We start from the raw sequence: 18042 nt of genomic DNA on the forward strand, positions 1-18042 counted from the left end.
GGAGCGGCGGGACGACGTAGACGCGGCAGGCACCCCCGTCCGAGGATTGAGACGGACCAGGAGGTTCTACCCATGAGCAAACCGACACGGCGGGCCTATCGATGGCCCAAGCACCTCAAGGGTCAGCAGTCCCTCTGGTACGGATGCGACTACAACCCCGACCAATGGCCCGAGGATACATGGGATGAGGACATCAGGCTGATGACCAAGGCAGGGGTCAACGTGGTGGCCTTGGCGGTCTTCTCCTGGTCGCGCATAGAGCCCAGCCAGGGTGTTTTCGATTTCGACTGGCTGGACCGGATCATCGACAAGCTTGGCCGGGCGGGCATCGGGGTCAACCTGGCCTCGGCCACGGCCTCGCCGCCGCTCTGGCTCACCCAGGCCCATCCTGAGGTTCTGCTCAGGGACGAGCGAGGCGACACGGTCTGGCCCGGGGCCCGGCAGCACTGGCGGCCCACCTCGCCGATCTTCCGCTCCTATGCCTTGAAGCTCTGCCGGGCCATGGCCGAGCACTACCGGAACAACCCCTATCTGGTGGCCTGGCATGTGGGCAATGAGTATGGCTGCCACAATCGCTTCGACTATTCCGACGATGCCATGCGGGCCTTCCAGCGCTGGTGCCGCCGCCGCTACAAGGACATCGAGGCCGTCAACCGCGCCTGGGGCACGGATTTCTGGTCACAGAGGCTGAGCGACTTCTCGCAGATTCTGCCGCCGCGCTTTATCGGTCAGGGGAATTTCCAGAATCCGGGCCGCATGCTGGACTTCGAGCGGTTCAGCTCCGATGCCCTCAAGGATTTCTACATGGCTGAGCGTGACACCCTGGCTGAGATCACCCCGGACATCCCCCTGACCACCAACTTCATGGTCAGCGCCGGCGGATTCGCCCTGGACTACGACGACTGGGGCGACCAGGTGGACTTTGTGGCCAACGACCACTATGTGACGCCGGGCAGGGATCATCTGGAGGAGCTGGCCTATTCCTCCAGCCTGGTGGACGCCATCGCCCGCCGACGTCCTTGGTGGCTTATGGAGCAGTCCACCTCGGCGGTCAACTGGCGGCCGGTCAACCTCCGCAAGGAGCCTGGACAGCTGGAGCGCGACTCTCTGGCCCACCTGGCACTCGGTGCTGATGCCATCTGCTACTTCCAGTGGCGGCAGTCCCGGGCCGGTGCGGAAAAGTTCCACTCGGCCATGCTGCCTCATGCCGGCGAGGACACGGCAGTCTTCCGCGACGTCTGCCAGCTGGGAAGGGATCTGCAGGGCCTCTCGCAGGCTGGTTTGGCTGGTACCACGCTGGCCAAGGCCCCGGTGGCCCTGGTCTTCGGCTATGCAAGCCAGTGGGCCAGCTCTCACGCAGCCTCACCCAGCGACCGGGTCGAGCATGGCCAGGAGCCGCCGGTCTGGTACCGGGCCTTTCTGGACAACGCCATCCGACCTGATGTCCTGCCGGTCAGGGCCGCCTGGGAGGAGTACCCGCTGGTGGTCCTGCCAGCCCTCTACCTGATCGACGCTGACCTCTCCAAGCGGTTGCACAAGTATGTACACAGTGGGGGGCGGCTGATCGTCACTTGGGGTAGCGGTATCGCCGACGAGCAGGATCGCGTCTGGACCGGAGGATATCCGGGGCCGCTTCGGGACCTGCTGGGGCTGTCCGTCGAGGAGTTCGCACCCATGGCCTCCGGCACGCTTGGTCTGCTGGACCATCTTGACCTGACCAACGGGGTCAGGGCGCAGGACTGGGCCGATGTCATCGGCCACCTGGACAAGGACACCAAGGTCCTGGCTAGCTACCGGGCGGATCCCTGGACAGGGATGGATGGCATGCCGGCCATGACCGTCCATGACGGGGGTCACGGCAAGGCCGCCTACCTGGGCTGCCGTCTGGATGCCCAGGATCTGGCCAAGGTCCTTCCTGCCCTCTTGGAGGCGCTGGATATCGCTGATATGAGGTCAGCCCAGGGCGACCCCGATCTGTTGAGAGTTGAGCGAGTCAGCAAGGATGATCGGACGCGTTTCGTCTTTCTGTTCAACAGGACCAGACATCCGGTGCAGGTTCAGCTGGAGGGCCAAGCCCTGGTGGGCTCACTGGCCAGCGTTGACGGGGAGGGCAAGCAGGCCAGCCTGCAGGTCAATGGCGCGCTGGTGCAGCGTGTGGTCGGCCATCGGCATTGAGCTGGTGAATCCTGTACATGCCAGCGAAGATCAGCTCGGGATCGTAGACCCCGATCAGGTCAGTGTCCTCTGAGAAGGTGCGACCCATGCCGCCCGTGGCCACCACGTGGAAGTCTCGGCCGATTTCGCTGCGGTATTGGCGAATGATCCGCTCCAGGCCGCCGAGGAAGTTGTAGTAGAGTCCGGCCTGCATGGCCGTCCTGGTGCCCGTGGCCATGATGGTCTGAGGACGGGTGATCTCCACCTGGGGGAGCTGGGCGGTCTGACCGGCAAGGGCCTGGGCTCCGGAACGGATGCCTGGCACGATCAGGCCGGAGCGGATGGCGCCCCTGTCATCCACATAGTTGAAGGTAGTGGCCGTGCCGAAGTCGATGACCAGGACCGGCCCTCCGTAGCGGTGGAAGGCGCCCACGCAGTCGGCCAGGCAGTCGGCGCCCAGGGAGCGCGGGTCGTCCAAACGAATGTTCATGCCTGTCTTCACGCCGGGGCCTACCACCATGGGGTCGATGGAAAAGAAACGGATCAGGCAGGATCTGACGGCGTGCATGACCGCAGGAGCCACCGACGAGATGATGGCATCCTGCACATCCGCAGTCTTGTAGCCGGCCAGGGCCATGAGCTGCCCCAGCAGCAGCCCGAACTCATCGGCCGTGTGGTCGATCCTTGTGGTCAGCCTGTAGGAGGCGGCGACCTGGTCGCCCTCCATGAATCCGACCTCGATGTTGGTGTTGCCGATGTCGATGGCCAGCAGCATGTCTCTTCCTCCTTGCCGTCGTCCGGGCGCGTGGCGCTTTCCTGATCCATCCTAAGCGCATAGATCCGGGTGATGGCTTCGGGGAGTATGCTGGTGGGCGGTGATCGACCAGAATGGCGGTCAACCGCAGCATAAGGATTCGTCAATGAATGCAGATCGACACGGCACGCATGCCCACGGCAGCGTGACCGCAACAGATACAGACTCGGCCCAGGAGCCAGGCCCCAGCACTGACCCCGAACTCAACGCCAGGATCAGGCCCATGAGGTCGGGCGGCAACACCCTGCCCTGGAAGCTGCTCAGTCTTCTGCTGGCCCTGGCTTTGGCACTCTCCCTGTGGACCGGACATCGTGGGTCCGCCGGTCTGGCTCAGGGAGGAACCGTGGCGGACACGGTCACGGTGGGGCTCAAGCTGGCTCCCACCAATCTGGACATTCGCAACCAGTCGGGCACGGCGCTAGATCAGCTTCTGATCGGCAATGTCTATCAGGGCCTGGTGTCACGGGATTCCCGGAACCAGGTGCGCCCAGGCCTGGCCAGAACCTGGAATGTCTCCGAGGACGGCCTAGTCTACACCTTCCACCTGTATGAGGGCATCCGCTTCTCCAACGGTCATGCTCTTCGGGCCCAGGACGTGGTCGACTCCATTCGTGGGCTCATGGCAGGACACTATCAGGGCAGTGAGATGCTGGAGGGTTTCCAGGGCGTTCAGGCTACGGATCCGCTGACAGTGCGCCTGATGCTGTCCAGACCCTACCAGGACCTGCTCTGGCAGCTGAGCGGCCGGGCTGGCCTGGTCTTTGACCGGCGGGCCCATTACGACATGAAGACCCAGGCCGTGGGATCCGGCCCATACCTGCTGGAAAGCTTCCGGCCAAACGATTCGGTCACCCTCAAGGCCGATCCGCACTACTGGGGCAGCGACAAGCCTAAGACGCCAACCATCGTCATCCGCTACCTCAATGACGACAACGCCGCCGTCAACGCCCTGCGCAGCGGGGATGTGCAGGTGCTGGCTCCGGTCACCGAGAACCTGGCCAGTCCCTTCCGCAAGAACCCGGACTTCCAGGTCAAGGCGGGCGACGACACCGACAAGTACGTCCTGGCCATGAATGGCAAGGGTGCCGCCACATCCGACCTGCGGGTGCGACAGGCCATCCGCCATGCCATCGACCATCGGCAGCTGATCGCCTCCCGGGGCGGATCGGACAGGGCCATGGGCGGCCCAATACCCTCCCTGGATCCCGGCTATCAGGATCTGACCGGGCTCTACCCCCACGATCCGGAGCAGGCGCGGCGGCTACTGGCCCAGGCCGGGTATGGTCCCGGTCACCGGCTCAAGCTACGACTGACCTATGCCAACACCTATGGCAGCGAACTGGGCGATCAGCTGCGCTCGCAGCTGCGTCAGGTGGGCATCGACCTGGATGTGCGGGTGGTGGAGTTCTCGGTCTGGCTGCAGGACGTGCATGCCAACAAGGACTATGACCTGTCGCTGGTGGATCATGGCGAGAGTCACGACTTTCATCAGTGGGCCAACCCTGGCTACTACTACAACTATGACAATCGTCAGGTCCAGGAGCTCTACCGGAAGGCCATGGCCACGACCTCCGCCGATGACTCGAACAGGCTCCTGGCCCAGGCCGCTCGGATTGTCAGCAGCGATGCGGCGGCGGACTGGCTCTTCAACTACCGGGTGACCTCGGCCTGGCGGACTGGGTTGGAGGGCTTCCCGGTCGACCTGAACCAGTCCCTCATGCCCTTGTCCGACGTGACCTACAGGCGGGGATAGCCATGGCCAAATTCCTAGTGCGGCGCCTGGTGCTCTTCATCTTGGCGCTGATGGGCATCTCCCTGCTGATCTTCCTGGCACTGCGCATCCTGCCCGGTGACGTGGCCGCCGTCATGGCCGGGCTGGATGCTCCGCCTGGGCGTGTTGACCGGCTGCGTCGGCAGATGGGCCTGGACCGCTCCTACCCAAGGCAGTATCTGGACTGGATCAGCGGCTTTCTGCAAGGGGACCTGGGCAGGTCCATTCTGACCAACCGTCCCATCGCCTCCCAGGTTGGTGTCCGGGCCCAGATCACCTTCCCGCTGATTCTTCTGGGGCTGGGTGTGGCTCTGCTGCTGGGCATTCCTCTGGGCTGTGCGGCCGCTTTGGCGCGCTCGTCACAGATGCAGTCCTTCAGCCACATGGCCGCCATCGTGGGCGGATCCGTACCAGCCCTCTGGTCAGGACTGCTGCTGATCATGCTCTTCGCCAAGGGCAGCGGCCTGATCGGTCTGCTGCCCTCCCAGGGCTTTCCTGCTCTTGGCTGGGCTCAGCCGGGTCAGGCCTTGGCAGCTTTGATTCTGCCTGCTCTGTCCACCGGCATCATCGTGGGTGCAGGCATCATGCGGTACACCCGCTCCCTGCTGGGCGACATGCTCTCTTCGGGGTATGTGGACATGGGCATGGCCTGCGGGATGACCCGAACCCAGGCTGCGCTGCGCATTGGTCTGCGACTGGCTTCTCCCCAGTTGGTTTCGGTGGTCGGGCTGACCATGGCCGAGATGATCACCGGGGTCATGGTCAGCGAGAACCTGTTCGCCCTGCCGGGACTGGGCTCCATGCTGATCACCGACGTGGGCAACCGGGATCTTCCGGCCGTTCAGTCCGAGCTGCTTCTTCTGGCGGCCTTCTTCCTCTTCCTGGGACTCTTGGTGGACGTTATCCATAGATTGATCGATCCGCGTTTTCGAGGTGCGGTCAGGCAGGAGGTGGCTGACTGATGAGCTGGGAACACGCAGACAGGCCGCGCTTGGGACCCAGGGCCGCATTCCCGGGCCGACTGGGATTTTTCGGGCGGATGCGGGTGGTGTTGTCCAGCATGTGGCGCAAGGCCTCGGGGCGATACTCGATGACTGTTCTGGCCATATGGATCCTGGTCTCCCTGATCTCCAGGTTCTGGACACCGGTTCCTATTTGGACTACCGACGGGTACCGGATCTGGCAGGCCCCCAGCCGCGACCACCTGCTGGGAACGGATGGCACCGGGGCAGACATTCTCTCCTGGCTGATGGCGGGATCGGCCACCAACCTGGCCATCAGCCTTCTGGCGGTCCTCCTATCAGGCGTTCTGGGGCTTCTTCTGGTTATGGCCATGGTCTCGCGCCGTTCAGGAGTGTCGCAGACCGTCGTGGTCCTGGTCGACGCCCTGATTTCCCTGCCTACGGTTCTGCTGGCCCTGATTCTGGCCGTCCCCCTGGGACCTAGCATCGCCGTGGTTGTTGTGGCATGCGGATTCGGCTACGGACTCAACCTGGCCCGGATCGTACGGCCCCAGGCGCTCCTGGCGGCAGAGTCGGACTATGTGCAATCCGCCCGGCACAGCGGGGTCGGATCCTTCAGAATCTTCTGCACCCATCTGGTGCCCAATGTCATTCCGGTCCTGTGCGTACAGCTTTCCATGTCGGCGGGGACCTCTGTGCTCGCTGAGGCAGGGTTGACCTACCTGGGGGTGGGCGTTCCCTCTGGTCTGCCCTCCTGGGGGCACTCGCTGACCACCTCGGTCAAGTTCATCAACGTCTTTCCGCTGACTGTGCTCTGGCCTGGCCTGGTGGTCACGATGGTGGTGGTTGCTCTGAACCTATTCGGCGACGCTCTGCGTGATGCCATCGATCCGGTTACCAACCCCAGGCTCAGGGCTGCCGTAGCTGCCGCCGGACGGTCCACTCTTCAATCCGGGCAATCAGATGACGCTGATCATCATGTCGAGAATGCGGTCCATACAGGCGAGGGAGGCCAATCATGTCGCTGAATATTGACGGCCTGAGCCTGTCCATCAATGGCCGCACCATTCTCGACCAGGTGGACCTCAAAGTCAGGGACGGCCAGCGGGTAGGCCTGATCGGCTCCTCAGGCTCCGGGAAGTCGATGATCGCCCGCAGCGTTTTGGGCACCACACCACTGACGGCCTCCCTGTCGGGATCCATTCTGGTGGACGGGCTCCAGATTCTCGGTTCGGACGACCGGTCCCTGGCGGATCTGCGCGGTTCCCGGATGGGCATGATCTTTCAGAATCCTTCCACGGCCCTGAACCCGGTCAAGAAGATCTACAGCCAGGTTGAGCTGCCTCTTCGCCGCCACTATCGTCTGAGCGTCCAGGAACGGTGCAGGCGGGTCATGGAGATATTGGCCCAGGTCGGGTTGGATGCGGATCTGGCTGGATCCTATCCGCATGAGCTGTCCGGGGGACAGCAGCAGCGGGCGGCCATAGCCACGGCCCTGGTCACCAAGCCCAGACTGATTCTGGCAGACGAACCGACCACGGCCCTGGATGCCATAACCCAGCGGCAGATTGTGGACCTGTTGGTCTCCTTGGTCGACCAGAGCGGGGCCTCCCTCCTGTTCATCACCCATGATTTCTCAGTCCTGGCCCGGGTTGCCGATTACTGCTACATCCTCGATGCAGGGCGAGTGGTGGAAAGCGGACAGACGCAGAGCATTCTGCGTAGTCCATCCAGTCCGCAGGGCAGGACCCTGGTGCGAGCGGCCAGAGAGTTGACGCTGAGCACAGATGGAGGCAAGCATGAGGCTGACTGACGGTGCACATGCCGATCCGATCCTGATCGGGGAGGGCCTGACCAAGGTCTATGCCTCCACCGGCAGTGGAACGGCTCGAGAAGCTGCAGTTGACGGCATCGATGTTTCCCTCCTGCCGGGGGAGTGCTTGGCGATCATAGGGGAGTCCGGTTCAGGGAAGACCACGCTTTCTCGTATGCTCCTTGGTCAGTTGAGGCCTGATGCCGGGCAGGTGGCATATGAGGGCAGACCAGTTCTGCATGGTTCCCCGGCCGCCAAGGAGCTTGCCCGAGACTCCGCTCTGGTCTTTCAAAACCCCTTCGCCTCCCTCGACCCGCGGTGGACCATCGGTCGATCGGTCGCCGAACCTCTTCTGGCTGCCAGGCGCAGGGGAAGCGGGCACCTATGGCATCGTCGTCAGGGTGGGACGGGCTCTGCTGATCAGGTGGCCAAGGTCTTGTCAGAGGTTCAGCTTGATCCAGGCAGGATCATGACGGCTTATCCCTCCGATCTGTCCGGAGGCCAGGCTCAGCGGGCGGCCATAGCCCGAGCCCTTGTTGTCAAGCCCCGGATACTCTTGGCCGATGAGCCCATGAGCGCCATTGACGTTTCAGCACGCGTTGGGATTCTTCATACCCTTCAGTCCATCATGGCCCAGTCCAGAAAGCAGAGCAATCCGTCAAATGGCATGTCCATGATCATCATCTCCCATGATTTGGGCGTGGTTCAGCACATCGCGGACAGGGTCATGGTGCTCAGTCAAGGAAAGGTGGTGGAGGAGGGGCCTGTGAAAGCCATCCTCGATCACCCCAGTCAGTCTTATACCCGTCAGCTACTGGCAGCTGCGACCATATAGGTACCGGTGCTCATCGGCATTCTGGCCAAGCAAAATTACATGAGTGCATGCCCGTCCTTGACGGAATGAAGGAGGGCAGCGAGAGCATCTGTGCAGAGAAAACGGACGGTTAAAGACTGCACCTGATTTGACGGTTGGTAGAGCAAATCGTAGACTGTTGGTTAGTTACTCAAGTAACTAAGTAATAAACAGTAATGCAGATCCTAATTCGACGCCCCGAATCAAGGCAGACAAGGCGGTCAAACGATGGCGATCGAAATACCGGATGGTCGGCCAGTTTTCGTGAAGGTGGCGGACATGTTGGCCGAAGCCATAGCCGAGGGTTTGGTCGCCGATGGTGAAAGGATTCCCAGCACCACGGAAATCTCGACCGCTTACCAGATCAACCCGGCAACCGTCCTCAAGGGGATGAACCTGCTGGTCGACCGGGGCCTTCTGGAGAAACGGCGGGGGCTGGGCATGTTTGTCACTGCCGGTGCTGGCCGGAGCGTTCGTGAGCGTCGGAGGAGGGAACTTCTGAACGGCAGGTTCCAGGATCTGGTCGAAGAAGCCAAGTCTCTGGACGTATCTCGTGAGGACCTGGACGCCATCATAGAAAGGGTCTACCAATGAGTCTGACAGTTTCCAAGGTGGACAAATCGTACGGAAAGCTGAAGGCCCTGGATGAGATCTCACTCTGTTTTGAGCCTGGCAATATATACGGACTTTTCGGGCGGAACGGAGCCGGCAAGTCCACCCTGTGCAATCTGATGACGGGCAGGACACTTCCTGACCAGGGGCTGGTCCACCTGGATGGAAGCGATCTGGTCAGCGACTCAAGAATCGCTCGCCGCGTGGCCTTGGTCAACGAAACCTGGCCCTATCCATCCCGACGACACATTAGACAAGCATTCGCCATGGCCGAGGGGTTTTACGGTGATTTCGACTGGCACTTGGCTGAGCGTATTCTTAAGAGCTTCGCATTGAGGCTGACTGACACTTTTGCTTCCCTCTCCATGGGGCAGCGTCAGGTGGTCAAGGACGTCATCGGACTCTGCCTGCCTGTGGAATACCTCATTCTGGATGAACCGACAACAGGAATGGATGCGGCGGCCAGGGAGAGGATCTACTCCTTCGTTCTGGAGGCCTATCAGCAGCGCGGACCGACCATGATCATCGCCACCCATATCATCAACGAGGTCAGCCAGCTCATCTCCCGCGCCACGATCATCGACCAGGGGCGGGTCCTGCGATCTTTCAGCGTGGATGATCTGTCAGCCCTGGGGACCACTGTCACTGGCCGTCCGCGTGACGTGGAGGGCTACCTTGCCCAGGGCGACCCACAGCTGCTGAGCAGGCAGCGCATCGGCGACCTGCTGCGCGTCAGCTTCGAGGGGCCAGTGTCCGACGAGCAGCCCAAGGGGCTTATTGTCGCCCCCATGGATCTGCAGACCTACTTCGTCCAGATAACGGAAGGAGCGGCACAATGAATAACACGCAAGTTGCGGGGGTAGTGCGGACGAAGACCAAGCTGGGGCCAGAAAGCCCCGACCTGGGTGCTGGACCAGCTGAAGGGTGGGCCCGAATCAAGAGTTTCCTGTCGCCTGCGGTGCAGACCCGGATGGCTCTGCGCGTACAGGTGATGCCGAGGCTGATCGTCTTTTTGATTTGGGTTCTCGTCCTCACTCTGGGTGTTATGGGGTTCATCCCCTTGAGCTCCGGGTTCACCGGTCTGTTCACCGAAATGGTGCTCATGGCCACCGCCCTTGCCTGCTCACTGACGACTTTCCGGCCCCTGATCTCCAACGCTGTGACTCGTTCTACAATCGCATGGACCCAGATCATCTCCAATGTGGTCATGGCCCTGGCGACAACCACTTTCATGATCGTGGTCGCGATTATCAGCAGCCTAGGCCAAATAGGATGGATGCCCTTTACAGAAAGTTACCAAAGGTTTCTCGTACAGGGCTGTTCGCCTTGGAGACTGACTCTTGATCCCTGGAGTGTGTCATGCTTTAACCAGTCGTATGCCCAGCAGCCGTCCCGTTGGCTGGCTCTGGCGCTGCATGTCTTTATGGTGCAGGTAGCCTTCGTTCTGCTTGGCCAGGTGCTGGGTGACCTGGCCGCCCGTCTTGATCGAAAAGGCAGATGTCTGCTGCTGGTAGGGCTGTTGATCTGTGTTGGTTTCTGGCATTCGATTTCCGGCTGGAATTTCTGGGGGTGGCAGCAAACGGCGGTTCAGATGATCAACCTTATGCGCGGCCATTGGATGTACAAGACCTTAAGCCCCTTCATGAATGTTGATTTATGGGGATACGTCACCGTGTATTTACTCTGGCCCCAAGTGGTCTTCACATTAGTCTTCTCCGCCATATGCATCCTGTTCAGCTACTGGCTCACCAGCCGTCGGCAGCTACCAGCTATCCAGGGGCTCAGCATTCTGGGTTAGTGGCAGGATAGCTAAGAATTCTAGCGACGATTGACCACATGGTCGTTCGCCCACTGCTTGACTCCTGCCGAGGCAATAGACTGGGGAATCATGGTGGACATCCAGGATGCAGGGCAGGCGCTGAAGAGGTATTTCGGATATGAGTCCTTTCGCCCGGGTCAGGAGGATTTGGTCAAGGCTATCCTGAACGGGCAGGACTGCCTGGGTGTTATGCCGACCGGTGCCGGCAAGTCTATTTGCTATCAGATTCCTGCCACTCTTCTGGACGGTCTGACCATCGTCATCTCTCCCTTGGTTTCTCTGATGAAGGACCAGGTGGACGGGCTTGAGGATGCCGGCATTCATGCTTCGTTCGTCAATTCCACCCAGGACATGGATGAGCAGTCCCTGGCCCTGGCTCAGGCTGCCCAGGGACGCAGCAAAATCCTCTACGTGGCTCCGGAACGGCTGGATGCCCCCAGATTCAGGGAGTTCGCCCAGCATACAAAAATTTCCCTGCTGGCTGTGGACGAAGCCCACTGCGTATCCCAGTGGGGCCAGGACTTCCGCCCTGCCTACCTAGGCATCGGTGATTTCATCAGGTCCCTGCCCAACCGACCTACGGTGGCGGCCTTCACAGCTACGGCGACCGAGAAGGTTCGGCGCGACATCGTATACATGCTGGGTCTTGACGACCCCTACGTGGCGGTGACGGGTTTCGACAGGCCCAACCTCTTCTTCGACGTGATCAAGTTGGAGAGCAAATACAAGAATCGCTGGGTGGTCCAGTACGCACTGAAGCATTGCGATGATTCTGGCATCGTCTACTGTGCCACCCGCAAGGAGACCGAGGCTCTGGCTGATGACCTGACCAAGGCCGGTGTCAGTGCTGTCAGCTACCACGCTGGCATGGATGCACAGGACAGGGAGCAGGCGCAACGGGACTTCGTCAACGACAAGGTGCAGGTGGTTGTGGCTACCAATGCCTTCGGCATGGGCATCGACAAGTCCAACGTGCGCTATGTCATTCATCACAATATGCCTGAGAGCATCGAAGCCTACTACCAGGAGGCCGGCAGAGCGGGACGTGACGGCGAGCCAGCCCGTTGCTCCCTGCTGTGGAACGAGAGCGACATCGTCACCCGCAGGCGCCTGCTGGACATGGACAACGGCAACGACAGACTGACCGGTGAGCAGGCTGAAGCAGTCAGGGCCGAACACCGGCGTCTGCTCAATGTCATGATCGGTTACTGTCGAACCACCGGCTGCCTTCATCAGTACATGCTGCGGTATTTCGGCGAGGAGGTGGACCAGGCTGCCGCAGGTCTTTCGCCTGCCGAGGCCGACAAGGGCAAATCCGTCCCGGTCGGGCATCCTGACACGGGCAGTGGCGGCTGCCAGAACTGTTCCAATTGTCTGAGCACTTTCACGACCATCGATGTCAGCGATGTGGCCCGTGCCATCAGCCGGTGCGTTCATGATGTGAATCAGGGATTCGGCTCCGGCAAGATCGCGCAAATTCTCAGGGGATCGCGCTCGCAGGATCTTCTTCGTCGAGGGTTGGATCGGTGCCCTAGCTATGGTGCTCTGGATCAGGTTCCAGAGGCGCGCATCCGCGACGTGCTCAACCAGATGGCCTCGGACGGGTATCTGTACATCACGGAGGGGCGGCTGCCTATGGTCCATTTCGGGCCCAAGGCCGCGCAGACGGTCAGTCCGGACTTTCACTACGAAATCAAGCGGACGGAACGCCCACGTGCCTCGGGCAAGGTCTTCGGCGGCAGATCCTCTTCAACCGTCGACGATGATGGTCTCGACCAGGCCGGTGCAAGCGATGCCAACCCAGAAAATGAGGAACTTTTCCAGAAGCTACGCGACCTGCGGACCAGCATAGCCCGCAAGATCGGCAAGCCTCCCTACATTGTCTTTTCCGACAAGGCACTGCGGGATATGTGTCGCCTTCGGCCCGCCGATGAGGCCACCTTCCTGGCCGTCAATGGGGTGGGACAGCACAAGCTGGAGCAGTATGGACCCCAGTTCATGGGGGTCATCGCTGAGTTCTCGGCCGGGAGAGGAGTGGATGTGGCCAGGGGAACTGCCGAATCTGATAGGTAGGTCGGCCTACCATGAGACATACACGACTTCATCAAGGTTGCCTTTCATACCGGGCGCCCGACAGGAAAGGAAATAACAATGGCTGACAAACCTATTGTAGAGAGCTTCCAGCTGGATCACACCAAGGTCAAGGCGCCCTACGTTCGTCTGATCGACGAGGAGAAGGGCCCTCAGGGAGACATCATCTCCAACTATGATCTGCGCCTGGTCCAGCCCAATCAGAACGCCATTCCAACTGCTGGGCTGCATACCATCGAGCACACCATCGCCGTGCTCCTGCGCGAGCGCATCCCCGGATACATCGACTGCTCGCCCTTCGGCTGCCGGACGGGCTTCCACCTGCTTGCCTGGGGCCGTCATTCGACCGAGGATGTGGCCAAGGCCCTGAAGGAGTCGCTGGAGTTCATCGCCGAAAAGGCCACCTGGGACGACGTGCCCGGCACCGAGATCACCTCCTGCGGCAACTATCGCGACCATTCGCTCTTCTCGGCCAAGCAGTGGAGCCGCGACATCGTGGCTGCCGGCATCAGCTCCGATCCTTTTGAGCGCAAGCTGGTCTGATCGCTGACAGAGGGGCCCAGGCTGAAGATGAAAGTTCGGCCTGGGCCCCTGTCTTGCTTTAATCCATGGGCACCGTTGACTCGCGTTGAATCAGACGGCAGGGTACGTATTCAATCCCATGGTGCGGCTGTCCTTTGATGGCATCCATGAGCTGCCGAGCGGCAATGCGGCCAATCAGCTCGGTGTTGTTGTCGATGCTAGTCAATGAAGGCCTGGAGGCGTTGACCAGCACATCCCAGTTGTCGTGGCCTACTACCGCCACATCATCGGGAATCGACAGTCCCTGCTGCTTCAGTGCGTCGATGCAGCCCCTTGCCAGTTGGTCGCTTTGGCAGACGACTGCATCAAAATCGACGCCTTGGTCAAGCAATAGCCTGGTAGCTGCGCGTCCCCAATTCTCATTCCAGCGGCCATATCGAATTGGCCCAGCAGGTTCAAGGCCGAATTCTGCTAGCGCCTCAAGTGATCCCTTGGTCCGGTCTGTGGCTGCCGTAAAAGTTTCGTCGCCTCCAATGATGGCTATTTTGTTGCGTCCGCAGGTGATGAGCGAATTGACTGCGATTCGTCCGGCATCGACATTATCGCAGGTGACAGAAGCATCATTGAGATTGGTTGACGGTCCATATGCATAGACCAAAGGAACACCTACGCTTCCCAAACTGGAACGGGGATTGGTCTCCCTTTGCACGATGAGCAGACCGTCCACATTCAACGAGAGTAGTTTTTCCACATGGCTGCGCTCCAGGGCTTCATCACCTCGGGCGTTCGCCAGCAAAACAGATACGGAGCCAGCGCGCAGCTCGTTTTCGGCCCCAATCAGGATAGGGGTTGAAAAACGGCCGGTCAGGTCGGAGGTGACGAGGCCGATGATGCCGCTCTTTCCGCTGGCCAGGGACTGAGCCATCTTGTTTGGACTGTAGTGTAAACGCTCTGCCGCTGCCCGAACCTTTTTTTTGGTCGCGGGACTTACCCTGGGCTGGTCATGAAGCGCTTTAGAAGCTGTCGAAAGTGACACCTGAGCCATTTGTGCCACATCCGACAGCCTGACAGTCCGTGTTGTCTTCCCCATGTCCGACTCCAGTTCGCGATTTTTCCGAGCAGTTGATTGTATTGTGTGTTAACCCTTATGCTAGTGCGGCCTTACGAGGATTTCAGTAGTCGCGAAAACTCGGAAGCGATATTTTCGCATTAGTACGTCAAAAGTAGAAGAAAATACATCACTTAGAAATAATCAATAGGCTTATAACATTATGAGAAAGCGATTTTGCATTTTCGCTTACATCACATATGATGAAAGGGCTTTCGGCGTGGACCATTCGGTTGGATTCAAATGACACTCGTCGAATGCTAAGCGGAGTTTCCGCTGCCAGCTCTCAACGATGAGCGGGAACGTAGAGAAAGAAGCAGATATGATCTCGATGAAGAGCATCGTACGTACGACGACAGCCATAGCCGCTGCCGCCATGCTCCTGCCATTGGCCGCATGTGGAGGGGGATCGCAGTCCGGTGCGGTTTCCGACAAGATACCGGCCAAAGGTACGGACGACGGGGCGCAAATCACCCTGTGGACCAGATCGCCACTGGAGCGGCAGGCAAAAAATGTGGTTGGGGTATACAACAAGTCCCATAAGAACAAGGTCAAGTTGGAGATCATCCCCAACGACGACATGGAAGGCAAGGTAGGTGGAGCCTCCCAAACTGGTTCGCTGCCGGATATTCTGGCGGGTGATGTGGTCCGTATTCCCTATTGGGCTTCTGAAGGCATCTTCAAGGACATCACCAAGCAGATCGATGCCCTGTCAAATAAAGCCGATCTTCAGCAGGGACACATCAAGGCTGGGACCGTGGATGGCAAGAAATACACACTGCCCTTCATCACCGATGTATCGATCATGGTCTGGAACAAGGACCTTTACCAGCAGGCAGGCCTGGACCCGGAGAAAGGTCCGGCCAGCATAGAGGAGTTTACCAGTCAAGCCAAGAAGATTGCCGGTTTGAACAAGGACGGGGTCTCAGGATCATATCTGGCAGGTCAATCAGGCGGGGCGCTGGCGTTCGATCTTTTCCCGTCCTCATGGGCCGATGGTCATGAAGTGATGAATGATGACGGCAGCAAGGCCTCTCTGGACAACCCCTCTATGAAGGCCACCCTGGACGCCTACCATCAGCTTGCTGAGACCACCAATGGCCTGGGAGCAGGCTCCAAGGAGGAAACGGGCGCTACCTGGACAGCCCCATTCGCCAACGGAAAGGTCGGTGTGATGCCCTATCCCAACACCTCGGTGACCGCAGTCATTGAGGCAGAGAAGAAGGGCGGTTTCAAGGTTGGTGTGGCTCCTATACCAGGCACTGAAGAGGGCAAGACTGCAACTTTCCTCGGCGGGGATGCCATGGGAATCTCCAAGGACAGCAAGCATGTCGCTCAGGCTTGGAACTTCCTTTCCTGGCTGATGCAAGCAGATAGCCAGAAGCAGGTGTTCGCCGACAAAGGTGATACCGCCTCGAACATTCGTACCCTGAAGACCGCTTACACCGATGCTGACCCGCGGGTGCAGACCATCAATTCCGTCATTATCGATGGTCATGGCCAGACCCCCAAGTCTCCGGCCTTCAACGAGGCATTCAATGCCGCCGGGTCACCCTGGCAGCTGCTGATTCAAAATGCCGTCTGGGGCAAGGGTAATTTGCAAGCCGACAATCAGGCGGTCAGCAAGGTCCTGTCCAAGGAGTGAATGGCCGTAAATACGGATCCATCGGTTTCGCCAGAAGGGTTGCGGAGGAACCTTTCTGACGATAGCCGACGATTGGTATGACCAACGAAGGGGTGCAATATGTCAGGCAGCAGTGAGCAAGCAGTAACACGAAGACGAAGCAGGGTACGCGGAAGAAGAATGCGCCGAGGGATGATTTATGCTCTCCCGGATTGGCTGTTCATTATCGTTCTTTTCGTCGTTCCCATTGTCCTGCTGATCGTCATGGCGGGTTCTCGCTGGACCTTGATGGGTGGTAATCGGGGTTGGAATTTCCCGACGAATTTCATCAAGGTTCTGCACAATGAACTGCTTGGCCATGCCATCGGGTTCACATTGGAGTACACGGTCATAGTAACCGTTATTCTCCTGGTTCTCGGACTGGGATTAGCCTTGCTCGTGCAGGAGTCCAGTGCATGGAACAACGTGCTTAGGACCTGCTTCCTGCTGCCTAGCGCCACCGGACTGGCTTCAGCATCGTTGCTCTTCTATGCCTTGTATTCGCCTCAGGTGGGACCGGTCACGAAAATCCTGGCTCATCTGGGACTCATGGATGCCAATGGTTCTGTGCTGGCTACCGGGCAGAGTGCTCTTTGGGCCACCATCATTGTCATTGTCTGGCGGTTCTCGGGGTACTACATGCTACTCATAATGATAGGTCTGCAGTCCATTCCGGGTGATCTTTACGAAGCTGCGCGCATGGATGGGGCGGGTACTTGGCGGATTTTCAGGTCAATCACCCTTCCTTTGATGCGGCCGACCATCATCATGTGTTTGGTCTACTGCGTAACGGGGTCCATTCTTGCTTTCGATCAGTTCTTCATCCTGACCAAGGGTGGACCCAACAACGCGACCATGACCGTAGTCGAGCTCATATACAACTTTGCCTTCGACTCCAAGAAAGACCTGGGCATGGCTGCAGCGCTCTCTTTGATTGTGCTGCTGGCCTTGGTCATCATCAATTCAATTCAAATGCGCGGTCTGCGCGACAATACCAAGTAAGGGGAATCATGACTACGCCCTTGTGGAAACGCTGTATAAGCAGGATTCTTCAGGCCCTGCTGGCTCTGGTCTTCGTCGCTCCCCTGATATGGGTGGTCATCTGCTCCTTCAGTCCGCAGACAGGATCTGCCCAGACGGACGGCTGGGGACCGGGCAATTATCTGACCTTGTTGCATTACCAGGATGGGTTGCCCACCTACCTGGCCAATTCGGTGGTAATCACCCTGGTTACAGTGGTGCTTTCCGTAATTGTCTGCACTATGGCCGGGTACTCCTTCTCCAGATTCGAATATCCAGGCCATGATCTGGGATTTATGGTAACGCTGTCCATTCTTATGGTGCCGTATGCATCCCTGCTGATACCGCTCATGGTTTGGTACAAGGATATCGGTCTGAACGATTCCTTGGTTGGCGTCGGTCTTGTCCTGACTCTTTTCCAACTTCCCATGAGCACTTTCATTATGCGGATAGCTTTTGACGCCATTCCCAAGGATATGGAGGAGGCGGCCATGGTGGACGGATGCAACAGCCTGCAGGCGCTGATCAAAATCCTGATGCCTGTGGTCAAACCTTCCATGGTGACCGTGGGGCTGCTGGCCTTCCTTGAAGCATGGAATAATTTCATGATTCCCCTCTACCTTGTCGGGTCCTCGCACGCCCCCCTGCCGTTGGCCTTGGTCAACATGCGTCAGCAGACCATGGGCGTCATTGACTACGGGGCTACAGAGGCCGGTGTGGTTGTGTTGCTCTTGCCTGCGGCAATCCTCTTCCTGGCGCTTCAAAAGTATTACGTCAAGGGATTCATGGCAGGCGCAGTCAAGGGCTGACGGTTCGTGTTGACGATCGTGGACAGAAGGA

Annotated in this window: 16 protein-coding genes; 14 read left to right on the forward strand and 2 right to left on the reverse strand. The window is 59.4% G+C overall.

Annotated features, from left to right (window positions below):
* Positions 1-72: 72 nt before the first annotated feature.
* Positions 73-2175, forward strand: coding sequence for a beta-galactosidase (locus tag AC0AII_RS02030; RefSeq protein WP_490445900.1), 2103 nt, complete (start codon positions 73-75; stop codon positions 2173-2175).
* On the opposite strand, the gene AC0AII_RS02035 is transcribed toward AC0AII_RS02030, so the two are convergent.
* Positions 2132-2929 carry a type III pantothenate kinase gene (locus AC0AII_RS02035; RefSeq protein ID WP_490445901.1) on the reverse strand — a complete coding sequence of 266 codons (798 nt, stop codon included), beginning with the start codon at positions 2927-2929 and terminating at the stop codon, positions 2132-2134. The two genes, AC0AII_RS02030 and AC0AII_RS02035, sit on opposite strands and share 44 nt — an antisense overlap.
* 145 nt (positions 2930-3074) lie before the next feature.
* Between AC0AII_RS02035 and AC0AII_RS02040 the strand changes: the two genes are divergently transcribed.
* From AC0AII_RS02040 to AC0AII_RS02085, 10 genes are all read left to right on the forward strand, one after another.
* Positions 3075-4721: an ABC transporter substrate-binding protein gene (locus AC0AII_RS02040; protein ID WP_490445902.1), complete on the forward strand. Its 1647-nt coding sequence runs from the start codon at positions 3075-3077 to the stop codon at positions 4719-4721.
* A gap of 2 nt (positions 4722-4723) precedes the next feature.
* Entirely contained in the window at positions 4724-5701 is a 978-nt protein-coding gene (locus tag AC0AII_RS02045) for an ABC transporter permease (RefSeq protein WP_490445903.1), read from the forward strand.
* 77 nt (positions 5702-5778) lie between these two features.
* Entirely contained in the window at positions 5779-6729 is a 951-nt protein-coding gene (locus tag AC0AII_RS02050) for an ABC transporter permease (RefSeq protein WP_490446090.1), read from the forward strand.
* Complete coding sequence (locus AC0AII_RS02055; RefSeq protein ID WP_490445904.1) at positions 6720-7514, forward strand: ABC transporter ATP-binding protein; 795 nt, start codon at positions 6720-6722, stop codon at positions 7512-7514. The genes AC0AII_RS02050 and AC0AII_RS02055 overlap by 10 nt, the downstream gene beginning before the upstream one ends.
* On the forward strand, positions 7501-8349 hold the full coding sequence (locus tag AC0AII_RS02060) for an ABC transporter ATP-binding protein (RefSeq protein ID WP_490445905.1): 849 nt from the start codon (positions 7501-7503) through the stop codon (positions 8347-8349). Before AC0AII_RS02055 ends, AC0AII_RS02060 begins: the two co-directional genes overlap by 14 nt.
* 246 nt (positions 8350-8595) lie before the next feature.
* Entirely contained in the window at positions 8596-8961 is a 366-nt protein-coding gene (locus tag AC0AII_RS02065) for a GntR family transcriptional regulator (protein ID WP_463427780.1), read from the forward strand.
* The gene (locus AC0AII_RS02070; protein WP_144085147.1) at positions 8958-9818 is read left to right on the forward strand and encodes an ATP-binding cassette domain-containing protein; all 861 of its coding nucleotides are present in this window, start codon (positions 8958-8960) and stop codon (positions 9816-9818) included. Before AC0AII_RS02065 ends, AC0AII_RS02070 begins: the two co-directional genes overlap by 4 nt.
* Positions 9815-10777, forward strand: a complete 963-nt coding sequence (locus AC0AII_RS02075; protein ID WP_490445906.1) for a hypothetical protein — start codon at positions 9815-9817, stop codon at positions 10775-10777. Before AC0AII_RS02070 ends, AC0AII_RS02075 begins: the two co-directional genes overlap by 4 nt.
* Positions 10778-10867: 90 nt before the next feature.
* Positions 10868-12871 (forward strand): RecQ family ATP-dependent DNA helicase, encoded by a 2004-nt coding sequence (locus tag AC0AII_RS02080; protein ID WP_198200328.1) that lies wholly within the window; start codon positions 10868-10870, stop codon positions 12869-12871.
* Positions 12872-12949: 78 nt separating this feature from the next.
* Positions 12950-13432 (forward strand): S-ribosylhomocysteine lyase, encoded by a 483-nt coding sequence (locus AC0AII_RS02085; protein WP_024626660.1) that lies wholly within the window; start codon positions 12950-12952, stop codon positions 13430-13432.
* A 58-nt stretch (positions 13433-13490) separates the two neighbouring features.
* Here the strand turns inward: AC0AII_RS02085 and AC0AII_RS02090 are convergent, their stop codons facing one another.
* A complete protein-coding gene (locus AC0AII_RS02090; protein WP_490445907.1) occupies positions 13491-14501 on the reverse strand; it encodes a LacI family DNA-binding transcriptional regulator in 1011 nt (336 codons plus the stop codon).
* Positions 14502-14841: 340 nt separating this feature from the next.
* Between AC0AII_RS02090 and AC0AII_RS02095 the strand changes: the two genes are divergently transcribed.
* The 3 genes from AC0AII_RS02095 (at position 14842) to AC0AII_RS02105 (ending at position 18011) form a co-directional block, all read left to right on the forward strand.
* Complete coding sequence (locus tag AC0AII_RS02095) at positions 14842-16164, forward strand: ABC transporter substrate-binding protein (protein WP_154312640.1); 1323 nt, start codon at positions 14842-14844, stop codon at positions 16162-16164.
* 99 nt (positions 16165-16263) lie between these two features.
* Positions 16264-17184: a carbohydrate ABC transporter permease gene (locus AC0AII_RS02100; RefSeq protein WP_490445908.1), complete on the forward strand. Its 921-nt coding sequence runs from the start codon at positions 16264-16266 to the stop codon at positions 17182-17184.
* An 8-nt stretch (positions 17185-17192) separates the two neighbouring features.
* Positions 17193-18011, forward strand: a complete 819-nt coding sequence (locus AC0AII_RS02105; RefSeq protein ID WP_490445909.1) for a carbohydrate ABC transporter permease — start codon at positions 17193-17195, stop codon at positions 18009-18011.
* Positions 18012-18042 lie beyond the last annotated feature (31 nt).

It is taken from the genome of Bifidobacterium sp. VU/mBH4 (B4), from assembly GCF_058199535.1.

What these genes read in the sequence shown, in the direction of transcription:
- AC0AII_RS02030 (WP_490445900.1), top strand. Translation starts at nt 73, where the DNA reads ATGAGCAAACCGACACGGCGGGCCTATCGATGGCCCAAGCACCTCAAG.
- AC0AII_RS02035 (WP_490445901.1), bottom strand. Translation starts at nt 2,929, where the DNA reads ATGCTGCTGGCCATCGACATCGGCAACACCAACATCGAGGTCGGATTC.
- AC0AII_RS02040 (WP_490445902.1), top strand. Translation starts at nt 3,075, where the DNA reads ATGAATGCAGATCGACACGGCACGCATGCCCACGGCAGCGTGACCGCA.
- AC0AII_RS02045 (WP_490445903.1), top strand. Translation starts at nt 4,724, where the DNA reads ATGGCCAAATTCCTAGTGCGGCGCCTGGTGCTCTTCATCTTGGCGCTG.
- AC0AII_RS02050 (WP_490446090.1), top strand. Translation starts at nt 5,779, where the DNA reads ATGCGGGTGGTGTTGTCCAGCATGTGGCGCAAGGCCTCGGGGCGATAC.
- AC0AII_RS02055 (WP_490445904.1), top strand. Translation starts at nt 6,720, where the DNA reads ATGTCGCTGAATATTGACGGCCTGAGCCTGTCCATCAATGGCCGCACC.
- AC0AII_RS02060 (WP_490445905.1), top strand. Translation starts at nt 7,501, where the DNA reads ATGAGGCTGACTGACGGTGCACATGCCGATCCGATCCTGATCGGGGAG.
- AC0AII_RS02065 (WP_463427780.1), top strand. Translation starts at nt 8,596, where the DNA reads ATGGCGATCGAAATACCGGATGGTCGGCCAGTTTTCGTGAAGGTGGCG.
- AC0AII_RS02070 (WP_144085147.1), top strand. Translation starts at nt 8,958, where the DNA reads ATGAGTCTGACAGTTTCCAAGGTGGACAAATCGTACGGAAAGCTGAAG.
- AC0AII_RS02075 (WP_490445906.1), top strand. Translation starts at nt 9,815, where the DNA reads ATGAATAACACGCAAGTTGCGGGGGTAGTGCGGACGAAGACCAAGCTG.
- AC0AII_RS02080 (WP_198200328.1), top strand. Translation starts at nt 10,868, where the DNA reads ATGGTGGACATCCAGGATGCAGGGCAGGCGCTGAAGAGGTATTTCGGA.
- AC0AII_RS02085 (WP_024626660.1), top strand. Translation starts at nt 12,950, where the DNA reads ATGGCTGACAAACCTATTGTAGAGAGCTTCCAGCTGGATCACACCAAG.
- AC0AII_RS02090 (WP_490445907.1), bottom strand. Translation starts at nt 14,501, where the DNA reads ATGGGGAAGACAACACGGACTGTCAGGCTGTCGGATGTGGCACAAATG.
- AC0AII_RS02095 (WP_154312640.1), top strand. Translation starts at nt 14,842, where the DNA reads ATGATCTCGATGAAGAGCATCGTACGTACGACGACAGCCATAGCCGCT.
- AC0AII_RS02100 (WP_490445908.1), top strand. Translation starts at nt 16,264, where the DNA reads ATGTCAGGCAGCAGTGAGCAAGCAGTAACACGAAGACGAAGCAGGGTA.
- AC0AII_RS02105 (WP_490445909.1), top strand. Translation starts at nt 17,193, where the DNA reads ATGACTACGCCCTTGTGGAAACGCTGTATAAGCAGGATTCTTCAGGCC.